20 protein-coding genes and 1 riboswitch are annotated in these 18,079 nt (G+C 48.8%); of the genes, 13 read left to right on the forward strand and 7 right to left on the reverse strand.

Features of this window, described 5'->3' with window-relative positions; genetic code table 11:
- Positions 1 to 87 precede the first annotated feature (87 nt).
- From B1728_RS06755 to B1728_RS06785, 7 genes are all read left to right on the forward strand, one after another.
- A complete protein-coding gene (locus B1728_RS06755; protein WP_079909413.1) occupies positions 88 to 432 on the forward strand; it encodes a YkgJ family cysteine cluster protein in 345 nt (114 codons plus the stop codon).
- A 414-nt stretch (positions 433 to 846) separates the two neighbouring features.
- Positions 847 to 2,769: an endonuclease MutS2 gene (locus B1728_RS06760; RefSeq protein WP_079909414.1), complete on the forward strand. Its 1,923-nt coding sequence runs from the start codon at positions 847 to 849 to the stop codon at positions 2,767 to 2,769.
- Positions 2,770 to 2,868: 99 nt separating this feature from the next.
- Positions 2,869 to 3,399, forward strand: coding sequence for a DUF2179 domain-containing protein (locus B1728_RS06765; protein WP_079909415.1), 531 nt, complete (start codon positions 2,869 to 2,871; stop codon positions 3,397 to 3,399).
- A gap of 95 nt (positions 3,400 to 3,494) precedes the next feature.
- Complete coding sequence (locus B1728_RS06770) at positions 3,495 to 4,700, forward strand: ABC transporter ATP-binding protein (protein WP_079909416.1); 1,206 nt, start codon at positions 3,495 to 3,497, stop codon at positions 4,698 to 4,700.
- Positions 4,700 to 5,380 (forward strand): ABC transporter permease, encoded by a 681-nt coding sequence (locus B1728_RS06775; protein WP_079909621.1) that lies wholly within the window; start codon positions 4,700 to 4,702, stop codon positions 5,378 to 5,380. Before B1728_RS06770 ends, B1728_RS06775 begins: the two co-directional genes overlap by 1 nt.
- Complete coding sequence (locus B1728_RS06780; protein ID WP_079909417.1) at positions 5,377 to 6,273, forward strand: glycine betaine ABC transporter substrate-binding protein; 897 nt, start codon at positions 5,377 to 5,379, stop codon at positions 6,271 to 6,273. The genes B1728_RS06775 and B1728_RS06780 overlap by 4 nt, the downstream gene beginning before the upstream one ends.
- Positions 6,274 to 6,290: 17 nt before the next feature.
- Positions 6,291 to 6,926, forward strand: coding sequence for an ABC transporter permease (locus B1728_RS06785; protein ID WP_079909418.1), 636 nt, complete (start codon positions 6,291 to 6,293; stop codon positions 6,924 to 6,926).
- Positions 6,927 to 7,001: 75 nt separating this feature from the next.
- On the opposite strand, the gene B1728_RS36190 is transcribed toward B1728_RS06785, so the two are convergent.
- On the reverse strand, positions 7,002 to 7,127 hold the full coding sequence (locus tag B1728_RS36190) for a hypothetical protein (RefSeq protein WP_465263657.1): 126 nt from the start codon (positions 7,125 to 7,127) through the stop codon (positions 7,002 to 7,004).
- Between the two features lie 275 nt (positions 7,128 to 7,402).
- On the opposite strand from B1728_RS36190, the gene B1728_RS06795 reads away from it, so the two are divergent.
- The 3 genes from B1728_RS06795 (at position 7,403) to B1728_RS06805 (ending at position 12,391) form a co-directional block, all read left to right on the forward strand.
- Positions 7,403 to 8,770, forward strand: a complete 1,368-nt coding sequence (locus B1728_RS06795; RefSeq protein ID WP_179135918.1) for a DUF1254 domain-containing protein — start codon at positions 7,403 to 7,405, stop codon at positions 8,768 to 8,770.
- A gap of 133 nt (positions 8,771 to 8,903) precedes the next feature.
- A complete protein-coding gene (locus B1728_RS06800; RefSeq protein ID WP_079909421.1) occupies positions 8,904 to 11,390 on the forward strand; it encodes a WG repeat-containing protein in 2,487 nt (828 codons plus the stop codon).
- Between the two features lie 92 nt (positions 11,391 to 11,482).
- The gene (locus B1728_RS06805) at positions 11,483 to 12,391 is read left to right on the forward strand and encodes an NAD(P)/FAD-dependent oxidoreductase (protein WP_079909422.1); all 909 of its coding nucleotides are present in this window, start codon (positions 11,483 to 11,485) and stop codon (positions 12,389 to 12,391) included.
- A 69-nt stretch (positions 12,392 to 12,460) separates the two neighbouring features.
- Here B1728_RS06805 and B1728_RS06810 read toward each other — a convergent pair whose 3' ends face one another.
- The 4 genes from B1728_RS06810 to B1728_RS06825 form a co-directional block, all read right to left on the reverse strand.
- Positions 12,461 to 14,140, reverse strand: coding sequence for an ABC1 kinase family protein (locus tag B1728_RS06810; RefSeq protein WP_079909423.1), 1,680 nt, complete (start codon positions 14,138 to 14,140; stop codon positions 12,461 to 12,463).
- Positions 14,137 to 14,484 carry a phasin family protein gene (locus tag B1728_RS06815; RefSeq protein ID WP_079909424.1) on the reverse strand — a complete coding sequence of 116 codons (348 nt, stop codon included), beginning with the start codon at positions 14,482 to 14,484 and terminating at the stop codon, positions 14,137 to 14,139. The genes B1728_RS06810 and B1728_RS06815 overlap by 4 nt, the downstream gene beginning before the upstream one ends.
- Positions 14,485 to 14,705: 221 nt before the next feature.
- Entirely contained in the window at positions 14,706 to 15,308 is a 603-nt protein-coding gene (locus tag B1728_RS06820) for a DedA family protein (protein ID WP_079909425.1), read from the reverse strand.
- 358 nt (positions 15,309 to 15,666) lie between these two features.
- The gene (locus B1728_RS06825) at positions 15,667 to 15,864 is read right to left on the reverse strand and encodes a sporulation protein Cse60 (RefSeq protein ID WP_079909426.1); all 198 of its coding nucleotides are present in this window, start codon (positions 15,862 to 15,864) and stop codon (positions 15,667 to 15,669) included.
- A gap of 311 nt (positions 15,865 to 16,175) precedes the next feature.
- On the opposite strand from B1728_RS06825, the gene B1728_RS36195 reads away from it, so the two are divergent.
- The gene (locus B1728_RS36195) at positions 16,176 to 16,337 is read left to right on the forward strand and encodes a hypothetical protein (RefSeq protein WP_179135919.1); all 162 of its coding nucleotides are present in this window, start codon (positions 16,176 to 16,178) and stop codon (positions 16,335 to 16,337) included.
- Between the two features lie 295 nt (positions 16,338 to 16,632).
- Positions 16,633 to 17,016 (forward strand): VOC family protein, encoded by a 384-nt coding sequence (locus tag B1728_RS06835; protein WP_079909428.1) that lies wholly within the window; start codon positions 16,633 to 16,635, stop codon positions 17,014 to 17,016.
- Positions 17,017 to 17,111: 95 nt separating this feature from the next.
- Here the strand turns inward: B1728_RS06835 and B1728_RS35700 are convergent, their stop codons facing one another.
- Both B1728_RS35700 and B1728_RS36200 read right to left on the reverse strand, forming a co-directional pair.
- Positions 17,112 to 17,234, reverse strand: coding sequence for a YjcZ family sporulation protein (locus B1728_RS35700; protein ID WP_144027779.1), 123 nt, complete (start codon positions 17,232 to 17,234; stop codon positions 17,112 to 17,114).
- Positions 17,235 to 17,362: 128 nt separating this feature from the next.
- Complete coding sequence (locus tag B1728_RS36200) at positions 17,363 to 17,515, reverse strand: hypothetical protein (protein WP_179135920.1); 153 nt, start codon at positions 17,513 to 17,515, stop codon at positions 17,363 to 17,365.
- 60 nt (positions 17,516 to 17,575) lie between these two features.
- Positions 17,576 to 17,659: riboswitch (cyclic di-GMP riboswitch) on the reverse strand.
- Positions 17,660 to 17,824: 165 nt separating this feature from the next.
- Between B1728_RS36200 and B1728_RS36710 the strand changes: the two genes are divergently transcribed.
- Positions 17,825 to 17,959, forward strand: coding sequence for a hypothetical protein (locus B1728_RS36710; RefSeq protein WP_256865262.1), 135 nt, complete (start codon positions 17,825 to 17,827; stop codon positions 17,957 to 17,959).
- Positions 17,960 to 18,079: the final 120 nt, after the last annotated feature.

Here is an 18,079-nt window from a genome sequence, read left to right on the forward strand (position 1 = left end):
TTATATTATAACACATTTTAATTGAAATGTCAATGGCCTTACGCTTCATAAATGACCCATTGACATGCCACTTTAAGGAGGTAATCGATGAAGAGTCTTCCATGTCAAGGCTGCAGAGGACTTTGCTGCGGTCCGGTTCCGGTTACTGGGCGTGAGCTGCGGCAAATAAGAAAAAAGCTTCAATCCATGCCAGCTAAAAAACGGGAGGAGCTGGAGCAACAGCAGCGTTTTTTCGGGACTTGTATATTTTATGATCTGGACCATGACCGCTGCGGCATTCATTCCGTCAGGCCGGCAGTATGTGCTGCCTTCGGCCATTATGATAATTTGATTTGCTTTCGTGAGCCTGATGCGGCTGCTTCGACGAATTGGCAGGCAAAAGAAGAGGCGGTAGGCGTCCTGTCGATTGATTTTACATGGAAAGACTTTTAGATTCCTGTTATCTTCCATGAATGTTAAATCATGATTGACTTCTAATGATGAATTGGCTATAGTAAACATATTCCCTTCAAAGGAGAGATTTTGATGTCGGTGAGCGTTCTTAACTAATCAATTCCATATGGAGGTTCTTGAAGAAGAGACCTATTATCTTTTGAAAATGCGATTTAACGCATTTCTATTTGTTATGGGATTTTTCAAGCCTCGGAATTAGTTAAGAACAACGGATATCATACAATGCCTAAGGGTAACTCTAAACTGCGTATCCTTATCCGTGCTGTTTTTTCGGCGCGGATTTTTTTGTTTATACAAGGATGCCGGTTTAGAGCTGCGATTTGAGAGCGGAGAATGACGAAGTTCATTCTGCGCTCTTTTTGCATTTCATTGACAATAAAGGAGAGAAAGATCATGCAAGAACAAGCTTTGCAACGTCTGGAATTTCATCGCATTAAAGAAATACTTCTTCAATACGCGGTTTCCTATAGAGGGAAACAGCATGTTGAGCAATTGCTGCCGATGACGGGGATCAAAGTGATTCGGCAAAAGCTGGACGAAACGGCGGAAGCCAAAGCTATGCTTCGATTCGGCGCAAGCGTGCCGATCCCTTCCTTGGAGGGGATTGAACCCGTTATGCAACTGCTAGGCACCGGCTATGTGTTAAATGAGAAAGACTTTATGCATATGCATCAATTCCTAACAAGCTGCGCTCAGCTCGCCAAATACATGGCGTCCAAGCAGGATGCCGCACCCAAAGTTAGCTCTTATGCAGCTTCGCTTCACGAGCTGAACTCGTTGAAGGGGGCTATCGACAGAAGCATCCGCGGAGGAAGAGTGGTTGATTCCGCGAGCAAGGAGCTATTGAAGGTCCGCAAAAGATTGGCTGTGTATGAAGATCGGCTGAAAGGAAAGCTGGATTCCCTGATGAGCAAGCATAGGAGCATTTTGCAGGAGCAGCTTCTTAGTACGCGAAACGGACGGTATGTGCTGCCTATCAAGAAGGAGCATCGGAAGCTTGTCAAGGGCAGTGTCCTAGATGAGTCGGCCAGCGGCCAGACCGTCTACATTGAGCCGGCGGAAATTATGAGCCTGCAGGTTGAGCTTTCGGCTTTGAGGGCGGAGGAGGCGCGTGAAGAGCTGAAGGTGCTTAGTGATTTAACCGCGGAAGCCGAGGGGTACGCACATGAATTGGAAATCAATGTAGAAACCGTAGGAACCTACGATTTTATCTTTGCCAAAGCGAAGTACGCCTTAGCGGTAGGGGGCGCTAATGTGGAGCTTAACGATCAGGGCATCATGGATTTTAGTGAGGCGCGTCATCCGCTGATGGGGGAACGAATGGTTCCGCTGGATTTTGTTATCGGACGCTCGTTCCAGTCCCTCATTATTACAGGCCCGAATACCGGAGGCAAGACATTGGCTTTAAAAACCGTCGGTTTATTAACAGCAATGGTACAATCGGGACTCCTGATTCCTGTGAAGGAAGGAAGCATGATGTCGATATTCTCGAATATCGCCGTGGATATCGGTGACGGCCAAAGCATCGAGCACGCGCTAAGCACGTTCTCGGCTCATATCCGTAACATCATCGATATTCTGCGGATTGCCAACCGGTCGACCTTGGTGCTCATTGACGAGATGGCTTCCGGTACTGATCCGGGAGAGGGAGTCGGTCTATCTGTAGCCATCCTGGAGGAGCTGCATAGAAGAGGAACCACGGTGGTGGCTACAACTCATTTTAGTGAAATCAAAAATTTCGCGGAAGCAGCACCAGGCTTCGAAAATGCCCGTATGGAATTCGATGCCGAAACGCTTCAGCCTTTGTACCGTTTGAGAATAGGTGAAGCCGGACAAAGCTATGCGTTCTTGATTGCTCTGAAGCTTGGCATACCCGAACAGATCGTTCATCGTTCCAGAGCTATTGCCGATAGCGGCTTCACATTCGACCATTTGAAGCCAGAGGAGCAAGAAGCAGAGCGGCCTCTTGTTCCTGCTGTCTCGGTAGAAATGGAACAGCCTCCCACATCTACTAGCAAAGCTTCCCATTCCAGATCATTTCAAATAGGCGACAGCGTGTATATCCCTTACATGGGCCGAACCGGTATTGTGTGTGAACTGGAGGATGCCAAAGGAATAGTGGGCGTATTGATTCAGAAGCAGCGTTTTAAGATTAATAAAAAGCGTCTTTCTCTTCATATCGAAGGCAAGGATTTGTACCCGGAGAATTACGATCTGGATATCGTTTTCGAGAGCAAGGAGGACCGGAAAAAGCGCAAGCTTATGAATCGAAAATATGTAAAGGGTCTGACCATAGAAAAGAAAGCCGAGGACTGAGCACTCAAGTCCCCTCATTTGGAACCGAACGGGGAATAGGGTACAATAAGGGCAGTCAAGACAGACCGTACATTACAGCATGTTAGGAGAGAGGCAGCTATGAACGCTCTGGAAACCATTATTACGATTGTGGTTATGAACGTTGTCTATGTATCCCTGTTTACGATTCGAATCATTCTCGTTATGAAGGCCAGAAGGCTGCTTGCTTCTTTCATCAGTATGTTCGAGGTGTTTGTCTATTTAATGGCATTAAATATTGTGCTGCAAAATATTAATCAGCCTCTGAATCTGGCCGCTTATTGTATCGGATGGGGGGCCGGCGTGTGGCTGGGCATTAAGATAGAAGAATGGATTGCCTTAGGCTATTCTACGCTGCAAATCGTCGTGAATTACGAATCCACTCAATTGCCAATTACGCTTAGGGAAAAGGGCTACGGCGTCACCAGCTGGATGGCAGAAGGAAGAGACGGCCCGCGGCTTGTCATGCAGGTGCTGACGAAACGCAATCAAGAGAAGCGTCTCATGCAGCTCATTCAGGACTTGGCGCCCAAAGCCTTTGTGATTTCCTACGAGCCCCGTACCTTCCGCGGCGGCTTTTGGACCAAACGATTGAAAGACCTCAGAGAATGAGGTCTTTTTTTTTGCAACGGCCATTCCTCTCTTTCATGTTTCAATTAAGGCTGATTAGGGTAAACCTATACAGTATGAAGGAGTGATGGCAGCGGATGATTCGTTTTGAACATGTAATGAAACGATATGAAGACGGATATGTCGCCCTCAAAGACATCAATCTCGAATTTAAAGAGGGAGAATTGACAGTTCTGATCGGCCCAAGCGGCTGCGGGAAAACCACACTGATGAAGCTGATTAATCGTCTGAACAATCCTAGTAAGGGGAAAGTTCTTATACGGGGTAAGGATATCTCGACCATCGATCCTGTGGAGCTGCGGCGCAGTATCGGGTATGTCATTCAAAATATCGGTCTATTTCCTCACATGACCATAGCGGCTAATGTTGCTGTAGTCCCTAAGCTGCTGCATTGGGATAAGGCTCGTATCGACAGCAGGGTCGACGAACTGCTGCAGCTGGTGAATCTGGAACCGGAGACTTACCGTAACCGCTATCCCGCGGAGCTCAGCGGAGGACAGCAGCAGCGTATCGGCATTATTCGCGCTCTTGCGGCCAATCCGGATATTATCTTGCTGGATGAACCGTTCAGCGCATTGGATCCAATCAGCCGGGAGCAGCTGCAGGAGGATCTGGTACGCCTTCAGCAAGAGCTGAAGCAGACCATTGTGTTCGTTACCCACGATATGGATGAGGCTTTGAAGATTGCGGATACGATTGTCCTTATGAAGGACGGGGAAGTCGTTCAGAAGGGACGCCCGGAGCATATTTTACGTCACCCGGCTAATGAGTTCGTCAAAAGCTTTATTGGAGAAAAGAGGCTTCAGACCGAAGCACCGGGCGAATCCATTTCCGTTGACGAAGTATTGACGGAAAATGCGGTCATAGCCTATCCGACCCGAGGGATGGCGGAAGCTATCAAATTGATGGAGAAGCGCCGAGTGGATTCCCTGATTATTGTGGATCGGAATCGCGTTTTACTCGGGTATGCAACGATATTCCAGGTACTGGACCGGTATCGGGAGGAAAATGCTACCTTGGCGGATGTGATGAAGCCTTTCGAGCACGTAGTCGAGTCCGGTACGCCTCTAATGACGGCGATCACGATCATGAATGAGCGGGGCTTGCCCTACATACCCGTTGTTCGGGAAGGCAAATTTGCGGGATTGATGACCAAAGGCAGTATCGTGCGGCATCTTGCCGAAGTCTACACGCCGGCGGAGGAAGTTAATGAGCAGGTGCAAGATGAAAATCCTTCTGCGGATATGGGAACTACGGATGTGAGGGAGGAGGAAAAGGGATGATGAGCTCCTACTTCGATTTTTTGGCCAGCCGGCAGGCGGATATTTTTCAAGCGCTCAAGGAGCATCTGATGATTTCCTTCGTTTCTGTGCTGCTCGGTGCGATTATTGCGATTCCTATCGGTATTTTATTGGCGGGGAACCGGATAGGCTGGTTGAACCAACTCGTCTTTGTGATTGCTAACATTTTGCAGACGATACCGAGCCTAGCGCTTCTTGCGATTTTAATTCCGCTGTTAGGGGTAGGCAGAACTCCTGCTATCTTTGCATTATTTCTGTATTCCTTGATGCCGATATTACGCAATACCTTCGCCGGCTTTCAGTCGGTCGACCCGAATCTGCTGGAGGCGGCTAGAGGAATGGGGTATAACAAAACCCAGTCCCTGCTTCGTATTCAGCTTCCTTTGGCCTTTCCTTACATCATGTCGGGGATCCGGGTGACGACGGTGTATATCATAAGCTGGGCAACCTTGGCGACATTAATTGGTGCAGGAGGGCTTGGGCAATTGATCTTTTCAGGGATGGGCACCAATAAAAAGGAACTCATTGTTACCGGAGCCATCCTGGCCGTGATACTGGCTTTAGTAACAGATTTTATTCTCAGTCTGGCGGAAAAGTGGGTCACCTCCAGCGCCAACCCGGCAGCCCGCCGCACCAAAGCCTCCCGGGGGGGAAGCCGATGAACAGATTCAGGCATATTCTCGTTCTGCTCATGCTGGGAGCGGCTTTCGCGGCATTACTGTCCGGCTGCGGAAAGAAAGATACGATTATTATCGGTACCCAGACCTTTTCGGAGCCCAAAATTCTCGCTCAGATGCATAAGCTTCTTATTGAGAGCCGTACGGATCTTAAGGTCGACGTCCTGCCGGATTTGGCTTCCAGTACTGTAGTATTTCAAGCTATGAAGAACAAGGATATTCAAATGGCGGTCCTGTATACCGGCATGATCTTCGATAACTATTTTCCGGTGCAGCCGACCAAGGACCGGGCAAGTGTGCTTCGGCAGGCAAGGGAAGGCTTTGACAAATATTTTGGCATCCATTGGTTCGACCCGTATGGGTTTGAGAATACGTATGCCTTTACGGTCAGGGATGAGCTTGCCAGGCAGAATCATTTTGAGAAAATATCCGATGTCGGTCCCAAGGCTGCCGATATGACATTAGGAGTTGATACGACGTGGCTTGAGAGGCAGAGTGACGGCTACCCGGCCTTCCGCAAACATTACGGGATAACCTTCGGAAAGACACTGCCGATGGAAGTGGCTCTAGTGTACAAAGCAGTTGCCAGCAACAACGTCGATATCGTACTGGCTTACTCTACCGACTCACGAATCAAGGAGTATAACCTGAAGTCGCTTCAGGACGATAAGCAGTTTTTTCCGCCTTATGATGCCGCGCCGGTTGTCCGGAATGATATATTGTCCAAGCATCCCGAGTTGAATGAGATCATCAATATGCTCGCGGGCAAAATCGATGTGAAAACCATGATCGAGCTCAATTATGAGGTCGATGTGAATAAGCGTAATGAAAGAAAAGTAGCTGAAGAATATTTGCGGAAGGTCGGATTGCTTCAATAAAAGAAGGAGAGGTGCGTATGGATTTGTTTTTCCGGTATGTGGGGGAGAATGGCTCCTATTTGTTAGAGCTTGCATACCAGCATATCTTAATGGTGCTGTTCGGCTTGCTGCTGGCTCTCGCGGTCGGTGTCCCTCTTGGGATCGTGGCCGCGCGTGTTCCGAGGCTGGCTAACCCGATCCTGGTTCTGGCTAATGTGATTCAAGTATTCCCAAGCATGGCTCTGCTTGTTTTATTGATGATCGTATTCGGGCTTGGCTTCACCTCTGTTGTGATAGGGCTGTTCCTGTATTCCTTGCTGCCTGTTATTCGCAATACTTACGTAGGCTTGACGCAAGTCAATCCGGCGTTATTAGAAGCGGGACGGGGGGTTGGAATGAGCGGAATGCAGCTGCTGTTTCGGGTCCAGCTCCCGCTCGCACTGCCCTTTATATTTACAGGGATCCAGATTGCTGCCGTAATCGCCATTGGGGTTGCTACGATAGCTCCTTTAATCGGGGGTGAAGGGTTAGGCAGGGAGATTTATGCGGGGATCAATATGGACAATCCTGCAAGATTATATGCGGGTGCCATTCCGGCCGCTCTGCTGGCTTTGCTGGCCGACTTTCTTCTTGGACGGTTGCAGCGTCGTGTGAAATGGGGAGGAGCTTCGTAGTTTGCGGCTCACACAGGCCAACAATCAAGTCACTTCACCGCCTGGGTTAAGGCAGGAGGAAGTGACTTGTTTCTTTTAGATCGCTTCACGGGCGTAGAGAGGGAGCAGCGGCTGATGCGGCTGTCCAGACTTCGGTACAGGCTGGCAAATTCCGGCCGGGTACAGCGTATTGTTCCAATACCGGAAGCCGCTTGTAAACAAGACCTCCTCTTTAGACAGAGCGGGAGGGTGAAGTTTATTACAACATAGGCAATAATACATATTCCTTCTCCTTTCGACATCTGTTACTAATTATAGACAATTTTTAACCTATTCATGTGATTCTAATCACTTTTTTATAATTCCATTTTCATCTGAATCGTCACTATTGTCTCACTGCACCAAGAGCCCATGACTGCATACAATGTGAGGAAAACACTCCATAGGCCGCGATGGAATCAGAACGGGGGTGGCCTAAAAGATGGGGGAGGAACAAGATGCTGTACCCTCTGATAGATAGTATGCTTCTGTATGCGAGGCTGGCCTGGGACCAGCCGGATTACGAATCCCAGCAGGCCCTGGAACGTGCGGCACTGGATGCTTATATTTACGGATTTCCGTTGGTACTGATGGATGTTACGAAAAGAACCGGAGCGGCGGGTCTGACCCAGAAAAACCGCTTTTACCACCAAAAGGTTCTCTCAACTCCCAAATTTACGCAAGTGATCAGACCGAATGTCGATACGCTTTATTCATCCGCTTGGCTTGATCTGTCAGCAGGCCCGCTGCTTCTGCATGTCCCCGATACGAACGGCCGTTATTATTTGCTGCCGATGCTGGATGCATGGTCGAACGTATTCGCTTCGATAGGTGCACGAACGACAGGAACCAAGGAACAAATATTTGTGCTTGCCGGGCCGGGGTGGCAAGGGAATCTGCCGCCTAACCTTCCTGTCATCCACACTCCCACCAATAAGGTTTGGATAACCGGCCGGATTCAAACGAACGGCCCTCAAGACTACCCGGCTGTTCATGCTATTCAACGGGAGCTTCATCTGTCCCGGCTCAATCCGCAGGCTCCCGAATTGTTGCAAGATCACCTCATTATAAGCCAGCATTCACCGAAGGACCTGGTGGCTTCTATGGATGCGGCGCAATTCTTCAACCTTATGATGTCGTTGATGTACCGGAATCCGCCTTATCCGGCTATACAGAGTCCGGAAATGTCGATGAAGCTTCAAGCTCTGGGTTTAATCCCGAGCCCGAGCTTTCAATTCAGCAGCTTGAATTCCCGCGCTCAAGAGGCTTTAACTAAAGCGGTAGCAGAGGGGCCTAAAGCAATAGAAGCTGCTGAGCAAAAAATATTCACTGAGAACGAAACGAACGGATGGAGCATGCTGCTGCGTGATATCGGTCATTATGGAACGAACTATATCCAGCGTGCTGTAGTGGCCAAATCGCTGTTTGGAGCCAACATTCCCGAGGATGCTGTATACGCCTATAATTTTAAGGATAATCAGGGGAATCCTCTGGATGGGAACAACCAATATACGATTCGGTTTCCTCCCGGCCAGACACCTCCGGCACAAGCCTTCTGGTCCATAACGCTGTATAATACTGAAGGCTTTCTAGTGAAAAATTCCCTTAACCGATATGCTGTCAGCCCGCATCTTGGAAATCTTCAATATAACCGGGACGGCTCCCTTGATATTTATGTTCAGCACGCCAGTCCGGGGACAGAAATTGAATCGAATTGCCTCCCCGCTCCGGAAGGTCCGTTCAATCTGATGCTGCGAATCTATTGGCCTCAATCTAACGTACTGCATGACCAATGGCATCCGCCTGCGGTCGCAAGAAGCTTTTGATCGTAATCAGCTCTTCATTATCCCGGCTATGAATCTATAGTCCGGGATTTCACTGTATACGGTCATATCTGGCTTTTCCTTGCATACTAATAGGCATGAAATTGTTGTTGAATCTTGCAGGGGGAGGCTTAAGATGAACGATGAGGTGAATTGGGAAACGCATGTGAAGGCTTTTTTGCCGCCCGGAGCCGAGCTGGTTGTCATTCCTGCTGCGAACCAAACCGCCGCTATTGCCGCCGCCGATCTGGACGGAGATCAGGTACAAGAAATCGCTGCGGTATATCGGATGGAGCAGGAGCAGCATCTGATGATTTTGAAATATTGGGATCAAGATTGGATTGTCGCCGATGTCAGGGCGGTTCCGGCTCTGCCGGTTGGTATTATGCTGGCCGTGCCTGTCATTGACAACAGCAGGAGCAGTCTGATTATCGGCTGGCAGGAGGAAAAGGCTTATCGGCTGTCTGTATATGATTGGACTCCTGCCGGTCTAAGAGATGTCGTGCCGGGGACGGTATCATTTTCTTTCATGGAAGCAGCGGATATTCCCGGACGTTCAGGCTGGGATGGCATTACAGAGCTTGTTTTATGGACTCATGATGAGGCGGATGCGTATCGCGTATCGGTGCTGAGATGGGACGATGGAGAGTTCATTGATGTTACCGATGAGCATCCGCTGTATTACCACAAGGTCGTCCGATATTACGAGGGCTTAACGCGGCAGCGTCCTGATGTGCCGCTGTACTGGTACTATTTGGCCGATGCACAGCTGAAGGCTGATATGCCGGATTGGGCGCATACCACCATGCAGCATTTGTACCGGTCGGGATTATCGCTTCCGCTGGAGCAGCGGCTTCTAGCCTTACAGCAGGAAATCACGGACAAACGCCAGCCGGACCCCCGATTCCTATGGCGGATCAAGCTATTCCCCGCGTCGGTCAAAACAACGAGCGGGACCAAGTGGGGATATATCGACAGTAAAGGGAATATGAAGCTGCAGCCTCAATATGATTATGCCTATGATTTTGAAAGCAATGGGCTGGCAAGGGTCCATACGCATGGCCGCACCGGGGTCATCAATGCCTCGGGTAATTATGTTGTAAGGCCGATATACGATTCGATCGAGGAATTTAAAGAGGGAAGAGCGGTTGTTATTGACAAACAAGGCTTCAAGCTGATGGATGAGTCGGGACGCATCGTGACCAAAAGAGGATACTCCTACATGGCTTCATTAAGCAACGGCCGAGCTATGTTTGCTATCACGGAGTCATCAGGTTCGAATAAGTATGGGTATCTGGATGCGAACGGTAATGAAATCATTCCTGCCCAATACGAATCTGCCGGCATGTTCAGTCATTCCAAAGCAGTTGTGAAGATAAAGAAGAATGAGTTTGCGTTGATCGGGCTAAACGGCGAGATCCTTGCCAGATATCCTTATGCCTTTGTCGGGGAACTGGGAGACGGTCTGCTTCCTTTCCAGCAGGAAGAGAACGGTAAATTCGGCTATATAGATGAGAATGGGAAGGTCGTGTTAGAGCCGGCCTATACCGGGGCGCAGTCTTTTTCCGAAGGCCGAGCCGTCGTGAACACGGGTGAAAATTTTACGGCGCAATATGGGCTTATTGACCGCAGCGGCCATACTATCGTTCAACCGGAATATAATGATATTCAGCAGCTCGGTGAACAGAGGGTGGCGCTTGGCAAAGCCATTGATCCTAATCAGCCGTTCATCGGTTCGATCTATGCTATTGCCGATCATAACGGGAAAATACGGACGGAATTCAAGTATTATGAAGTCAATCCGTACCATAAAGGACTGGCATCCGTCTATGACGCGGACCAAACCTATTTCATTGACCGCAGCGGAAATGCCGCTTCCGGTTATCCCAAGGTAAACGGCAGCGGAACCGTAAAGCTGGAGGACTCCCTGATCCAAGCGAACGTAGACCGCCGATTATCTTATTTGGACCGCTCCGGGAGAGTCGTATGGCATCAGAATACGGTCATACCGCTGCGCTTAACGTATAAAGTGAAGGAAGAGAAATATAAGCCCAACCGAAATTATCTGGTCTATTATCCGCAGCTTGAAGGAATGAGGGAACGAGCAGCCCAGCAGCGCGTCAATGACAGGCTGAAGAGCTTGTCCCAAGTCAAGCCGGTGCCCGCCGGGGAACAATTGAGCTACAGCTATGACGGGGACTTCGAGATAACCTTTTTCAAGAAAAATCTGCTTGTTGTGGAATTGGACGGCTACAATTATCCTTTCGGGGCTGCTCACGGCATGCCTACCAGAGTTTATGCGCATGTGAATGTAGAGGACGGTCAATTCTACGAGCTAAAAGACTTGTTCAAGCCCGGAAGTCCTTACGTTAAGGTGCTTAGTGATATCATCGCCCGGCAGATCCGGGAGGATCCCCAATATTCCTATGTGTTTCCTAATACTTATCAGGGCATTAAGCCGGATCAGCCGTTCTATGTTACGGAGCATGCGCTGCATATTTATTTTCAGCCTTATGAAATTGCTCCGTACGCGGCCGGCTTTCCGACGTTCACCATTCCGTTTGTGCAGATCATGAGCTTGATTGATGTCAACGGCAGCTTCTGGAACTCATTTCATCCCTGATGCGAAGGGGAGACAAAAACAGCGCAGATAGAGCGGGATCTGCGTTGTTTTGCGTTCTATTCTTCGAGTCCGGTAAAAAAGGAGGAGTTGTTATGCTGTACGATTGTGCCATCATCGGCGGAGGACCGGCAGGCTTGAACGCGGCCCTGGTATTGGGGAGAGCAAGAAGACAGGTTATCGTCTACGACAGCAATCAGCCGCGCAATGCCGTGACCCGCGAATCGCACGGTTTTTTAACAAGAGACGGGATCGAACCGGCGGAGTTCCGCCGTCTTGCTCATGCGGATATCGCCAAGTACCCTACGGTTCGCATACAGCATGCCGAGGTGACGATGGTCAATAGAAGCTATGCGGGGTTCGAAGTGATTACCTCATATGGAGAGCGGATAGAAGCCCGGAAGCTGATCCTGGCTACGGGTATAAAGGAGATATTTCCGGACATTGCCGGACTTAGCCGATTCTATGGTCAAAGCTTGTTTAATTGCCCGTATTGCGACGGCTGGGAGCTAAGGGACAAAAGGCTGGTCGTTGTGGCGGAAGGGCCGCACTTGTTTCACGGCAGTAAAATCATCAGCAATTGGAGCCGTGATTTGCTAATCTGCACGAACGGGCATCGCAGCCTGACACCCGAACAAATAAGGCTTCTTGAGTATAAAGGCATGCGAGTGATGCAGCAGCCGATAGCGGCCTTTGAAGGCACCGGGGGACAGCTGGAGCAGGTTGTGTTTGCCGATGGAACGCGGGTCCCGAGAGACGGCGGCTTTGTAACGCCGAAATGGGTCCACGCCGCGCCGTTCGGCGAGTGGCTTGGCTGCTATAAGAATGAGCTGGGCGCTATTGTGACGGATGGCTTCGGCCGCACGAATGTCAAAGGGGTCTACGCGGCAGGCGACGCCTCTGTCATCGCACCGTCGCAGCTTATTATTGCCGCAGCGGAAGGAAGCCGGGCGGCCATCGGATTGAATGGGGATTTGACAGAAGAGCTGTTTATGCAGTGGTAGCCAACTGCCGCCGCGGATAATGACGAAGGCCATACCGCATATAGAGGAATGGCCTTTTGTGGGCATAGTCTAGAACCGTCCCGATTTAAAAATCGAGAAAAGAAGAAAGACGAACATGAGCGTGGCTACGCAAAAGCCGATCTCTATAACCGGAAAGTCCCAGAGCAGGGTGGATTGGCGGCCCAGGGACGAGCCGATAATGAGTCCGACCATAATAATGCTGAACGAGAGCAGGACGATGCTGAACGACAGGCGGTTGCTGATCCGGTCCATCTTTTTCATCAACGTATCGAGCTCCGAAATGGAGATATCCAGATGCAGCTTGCCCTTCTTCATCATGCCGAACAGCTCGCGAAGCTTGGACGGCATCTCCAGCAGCAACTCGGTATATTCGCTGAACTGGCTCCAGGCATTCCCGGCGAGATTGCGCGGACTGAAGCGTTCAGCGAACAGCTTGCGTCCGAACGGTTCAGCAACGCTGACTATGCTGAATGACGGATCCAGAGAGGTTACAACCCCTTCCAGCGTAAGCAGGGTTTTACCCAGCAAGGTCAGATCGGCAGGGATTCGGATGCGGTGCTCGTATGCAACGCCCAGCAAATCGGTAACCGTTTCTCCCAGCTTAAGCTGGCTGAGAGGAACATCGTAATATTTTTCGCGAAGCTCGTTGATATCGTTTCGCAGGGTATCCATATCCACTTCATCCGGTATGGCTCCGATTCCTTGAATCGCCTTGATTACGCCCTCCGTGCTGTTGCGCCGCAAGGCGATGACGAGGGAGCCGAAATGATATTTCATCATAGGCGTCAAACGGCCTACCATGCCAAAGTCGATAAGGCCGATCACCTGATCCGGCAATACCATGATATTGCCCGGATGCGGATCCGCATGAAAGAAGCCCTCACCGAAGATTTGCTGGAACACCAGCCGGGTGATTCGCTCGGCGATGACTTTCCTATCGTAGCCCAATTCGTCCAGCGCTTTATCATCGGTTATTTTGACCCCTGCCAGATAGTCCATCGTTAGTACGTTGGTGCTCGTATAATTCCAATAGATGGACGGCAGCCTGATCTGTGGATTACGGTGAACAGGCTTCGCCATCCGTTCGGCGTTTCTTCCCTCATTCATATAATCAAGCTCGGCACGCAGAGATTGAGACAATTCAAAGACCATGTCGCTTACTTGGTATTTCTTGGCCCAAGAGATGCGATGCTCCGCGAGTCTTGACAAGTTTTCCAAAATCTCCAGATCGGTCTCTACGACCGTCCTGATATTAGGCCGTTGTACTTTAACGGCGACCTGTTCTCCTGAATGGAGCCGGGCAAGATGAACCTGACCTATAGATGCGGCGGCCATTGGGGTCTCATGAAATTCGGCAAAGAGAGAATCAAAGGGCTCGCCCAGCTCGTTCTCTAGCACTTGCAGCACCTGTTCCATAGGGATGGGAGGGACTTGATCCTGCAGCTTGACCAGTTCCTCTATGATATCCGCCGGCAGCAAGTCCGGGCGAGTGCTTGCGATTTGGCCTATTTTGACAAAGGTAGGACCCAGCTCCTCGAGGAAAAGCCGGATCCGTTCTCCGATAGATCGGGAGCGTGCATCCTGCCGCTCCTTCAAGCTGATGCGCGAGCCGGTGAGAAGCTCCGGCAGACCGAGCTCTTTGATAAGGAAGCCGAAGCCGTTGCGGGTGAACGCCTTGGCAATATCCCGGTACCGCTGCAAGTGCCGCAGCTTTCGGCCGAAGCTCATGGATGGGATGGCGGAGGGAGCTCAGCAGTTCCGCCGGTTTGCCCCTCAAGCTCCGTGACTCGGCGCTCAAGCTCCCCGATCCGTTGGGTGAGCCGCACATAGTCATCCTTGGTTGTTAAGTTCGCTTCATGAAGCACTTGGCGTACAGTGCTGCGAATTTTTTCCTCCAGAGAGCTTTGTGCTTCCTTCCCTTTACGAATCAGATCATCCACATACTTTTGAGATTCCGCTTTATTGACTTCACCTTTTTTGACCATTTCCTCTACGAATTTCTCTGCCTGTTCCTTACTGGCAACGGCCAGGCCCAAGCCCAGCGCTACGGCCTTCTCGAATAGTTCTCTCATTTCGATTTCCCTCCATACGAATAATGAAGCGGTAAGATGCGCCATTTCATATAGTATACTTAAGTGAGAGAGGAATTATGTAGGAGCTTGAGCAAGTAGGGTTATTGGGCAGGGAGGGAAATGGATGCTTCTCTCCAGATGGTTGGAGGCGGAATGGCGACGATCGAGGCTTTCCCGCATCAGGAATCTGATTCCCTGGTAAAGCTGGAAGCTTGCTATGTTTAATCTTTTTTCGGCTTCCGAAAATATAGCACTAACAGCGTCAAAATTATCAACAGACTAATGGCAGGAGGGAGGAAGGCCTTGTATAAACGGAAGTATCGAATAATGAGATACCATTTCGCTCCCAGCCCGTTACCGGTCATAATGAATACGGTAGTCCAGATAAGGGCTCCTGTATAGGAAAAAAATGCGAACTTCTTATAGTTCATATGAGACAAGCCTGCGGTGATTGCAATAAAATGACGCACTCCGGGAATAAAGTAACCGATGATAAGTAAAATGCTGCCGTACTTCACGAACATGCTCCGCGATTTCTCAATATGCTCTAGATTGACGTGGAGCTTCGCGGCAAAGCGTTGAATGACGGGGTAGCCCAATTTGGCTCCGATCAAATAGCTTATTGATATTCCGGCGATGGAGCCCGACAATGCGCTGATCATTGCCAATGACAGCTTCATAGTTCCCTGTGCTACGTTATAGCCTACGTAGGTTAATAATAATTCATCCGGTATCGGTAATCCGATCACGCCGAACGCTAATGCGAGAAAAATGCCGACGTAGCCGAAGCGCGAAAGAAACCAAGTCAAATGTCCGTGCATCATATCCTCCTTCAGCTATGCAGCTTAGCTAATAATTCCCAATATAGCTATGCACTCTAACGATAAGGATTATGTATTAACCAATGGATAATAAAAAGAAAACCTCTATCAAAGACTTTTAAAGATGAGCGACCTTAAACATACCACGTTAGCAAAACTCGCTTCTTTAAAAATATGGATGATTTCGCAAAACAAAAAAAAGGCGGCCTCACGCCGCCTCCTTCTTATAAGAGCAAGTATAAAAGAATAATGATTGCCAAAGCGAGTGTAGATAGCAGGGATAGCCATAGAATAAAAAGTCTGAAATACCGGTCGGAATCCTGTTCTCTATCACGGTTATGCGGGTCAGAAACCATTTGAACTAATCTCCTGAGCTGTTTGTTCTGTAAACAACGAGGATGGTGCTTCTTTGAACTGCGCTTTTGTCCGGTTTGCTCTTGATCATCGTTCCATAGCTTATGCTAATGAACTGTTCTTCTTTAAGCGTTGCCAAAAATTCGTTTGCTTTTCTCTCGGCGTAGCTGCTGTCGGAATCAATAAATTCTTTTACTTGAATCATCGCTTTTCACCCTTTATCATCTAATAATGAAGCAGAGGTCATTTATACATTTAATGTAAAATTCCTCTGGAAGTAGCAAAGCATTCCGCTCTCTTTCTAAGAGGGAATGCCTTATTAGTCGAAGATACCATACTTGGAATCTTGAGTCAAACATGAAAAAAGTACCAGATAATAGAAAAAGCGAATCCATGTATCCGCATGACTGCTGTTATAAAGGCAGATTAAAGCTTTGGAGCTTGCATTGCTTATTAACCCCCGCTTGTTTACAATAGAGAAAAAAATAGAGTCTTACAATGAATGAGGTGGGTGCAATGCGGTCGGAAGACCAGATCAAACGTATGGTAATTCAATTGGAACAGATGCTTCAAAGGCTGGATACGGATAAGAATCGGGATGAAATCAAAGAGGTTCATGCCCAGCTGCAAATGCTGCAATGGGTTCTTGACGCTCCTGCCGGCAAATATCATGCTTGATTGTCATAGATAGAAGAGGAAGTTAGAATTAGTAGTCAGCATAACGAAGAAAAGGTGGACTGCAGCAATGACTCCATGCCCTAACTGCAAAAGAAATACGGAGCTTCAAAAGCAAAAATGTCCTCACTGCGGCAAGACCTTTCAGTATACCGTCGCCCAGAAATTTGACCTCATGGCTGAATCTGTGGAGGCTGCCCTTCGATTAGAACTGGAAAGAAGGAAAAAAGCGCAGAATCATAACCCGGTTATGTAGCCTGAAGGGCCCTTGAAGGTCCTTTTGCGAGGAGGGAAATAGATGAGAGTGAATCGGCTGGATCATCTGGTAGTCACGGTTCGCGATATCGAAACGGCATGCGAGTTCTATTCTCGGGTTATGGGAATGGAGATAGTCACCTTTGGTAATGGCAGGAAGGCGCTTCAGTTCGGCCGTCAAAAAATAAATCTGCATCAGTATGGACAGGAATTCGAGCCTAAGGCTGCTTCACCGCTGCCTGGGTCCGCAGATCTATGCTTTATAGCCGATACGCCGTTGGATGAGGTGATTCGGCATTTGGAGCAATGCGATGTGAAGCTGGAAGAAGGACCTGTTCAGCGGACAGGCGCTCTCGGAGCCATAATGTCGGTCTATTTTCGCGATCCCGACGGCAATTTGATAGAAGTGTCCAATGAGATGGAGTAATTCTCTTCTCTCACCAAGTTGGACAAGATGAAATCAGGTTAAACAATAAACCCCCCTTCCAACGGAAGGGGGTTCTAATGCTATCTTATTTCCAGTTAGATCCAAGCGCGGCTAACAATAACCAAAAGGATGAACAATACCAAGATAACAGCTGTGCTTGTAAATAGTCCGCCGCCGATGCCGCCTCCGTATCCAAGTCCGCCAACTAATCCACCCATTGTTGGATTCTCCTCTCACTAACATAGTTTAGGGGGTATTGCGTAATCCCAAATCTAAGATATGTAAATCCAGCAGGTGATGCTTGGACATATGTCATCGAAGTACAAATGGGGCTGCAGTATAGAAATCATCCAACCGGCTTTGGAAGCGGGACCTTTTTTTCGGTAACCGTAACCGTGTAGGTATGTCGGATCGTATTGTTTGCTTTCCACATCTCATACCGAATCGTCGGGATACCTAGTTGAAGAATAATACGATCGCAATCCAAGGGTTGCTTCATCTTCTGTACCTCCTGTCCTTGGTTTATAGTTGTCTAAAAAAAGAAATGCCACCTTTCCGCAGAAAGGTGGCCGGGTTGCACTACTCGCTCCATCGAATCTAAGTGCCCATATACAGATTCGATCTCATTGCTTGCCTGAAACCATAATACCAAAAAATCGGAACACATTCTGTTTGAAAATACACAGAAACTAACATTTACGAAGTAAAAATAGGGAATCAGGCAAGAGATACAATATTGCGGAATTAAATGTTATATGGTAATATTTATGTTATTATTTCCATTCGAATCGGTGAAGGAGGTGTCAATATGTTGCAAGTTACTGAGCGTAGCAAATGGTCCCTATTCTGGGTGCATCTGACTACGATCGTATTCCGTTCTGCTGTAAACGGGAGAGGTCTGTCTTCTTACGGTAACTGCAACATTTTGACCCATCCAATCTAATCGGCCGCCGGCTCCATGCCGGTATGATTAGTATGATCAGGCGCGTGAAGCCATGGGTAAAAGGTTGCCTTTTGCCTGTGGCTTTTTTGTGCTGTCCAACACTAAATCGAATGTGAGCGT

The organism is Paenibacillus sp. 32352 (assembly GCF_002042965.1).
Lineage (GTDB): Bacteria > Bacillota > Bacilli > Paenibacillales > NBRC-103111 > Paenibacillus_S > Paenibacillus_S vulneris.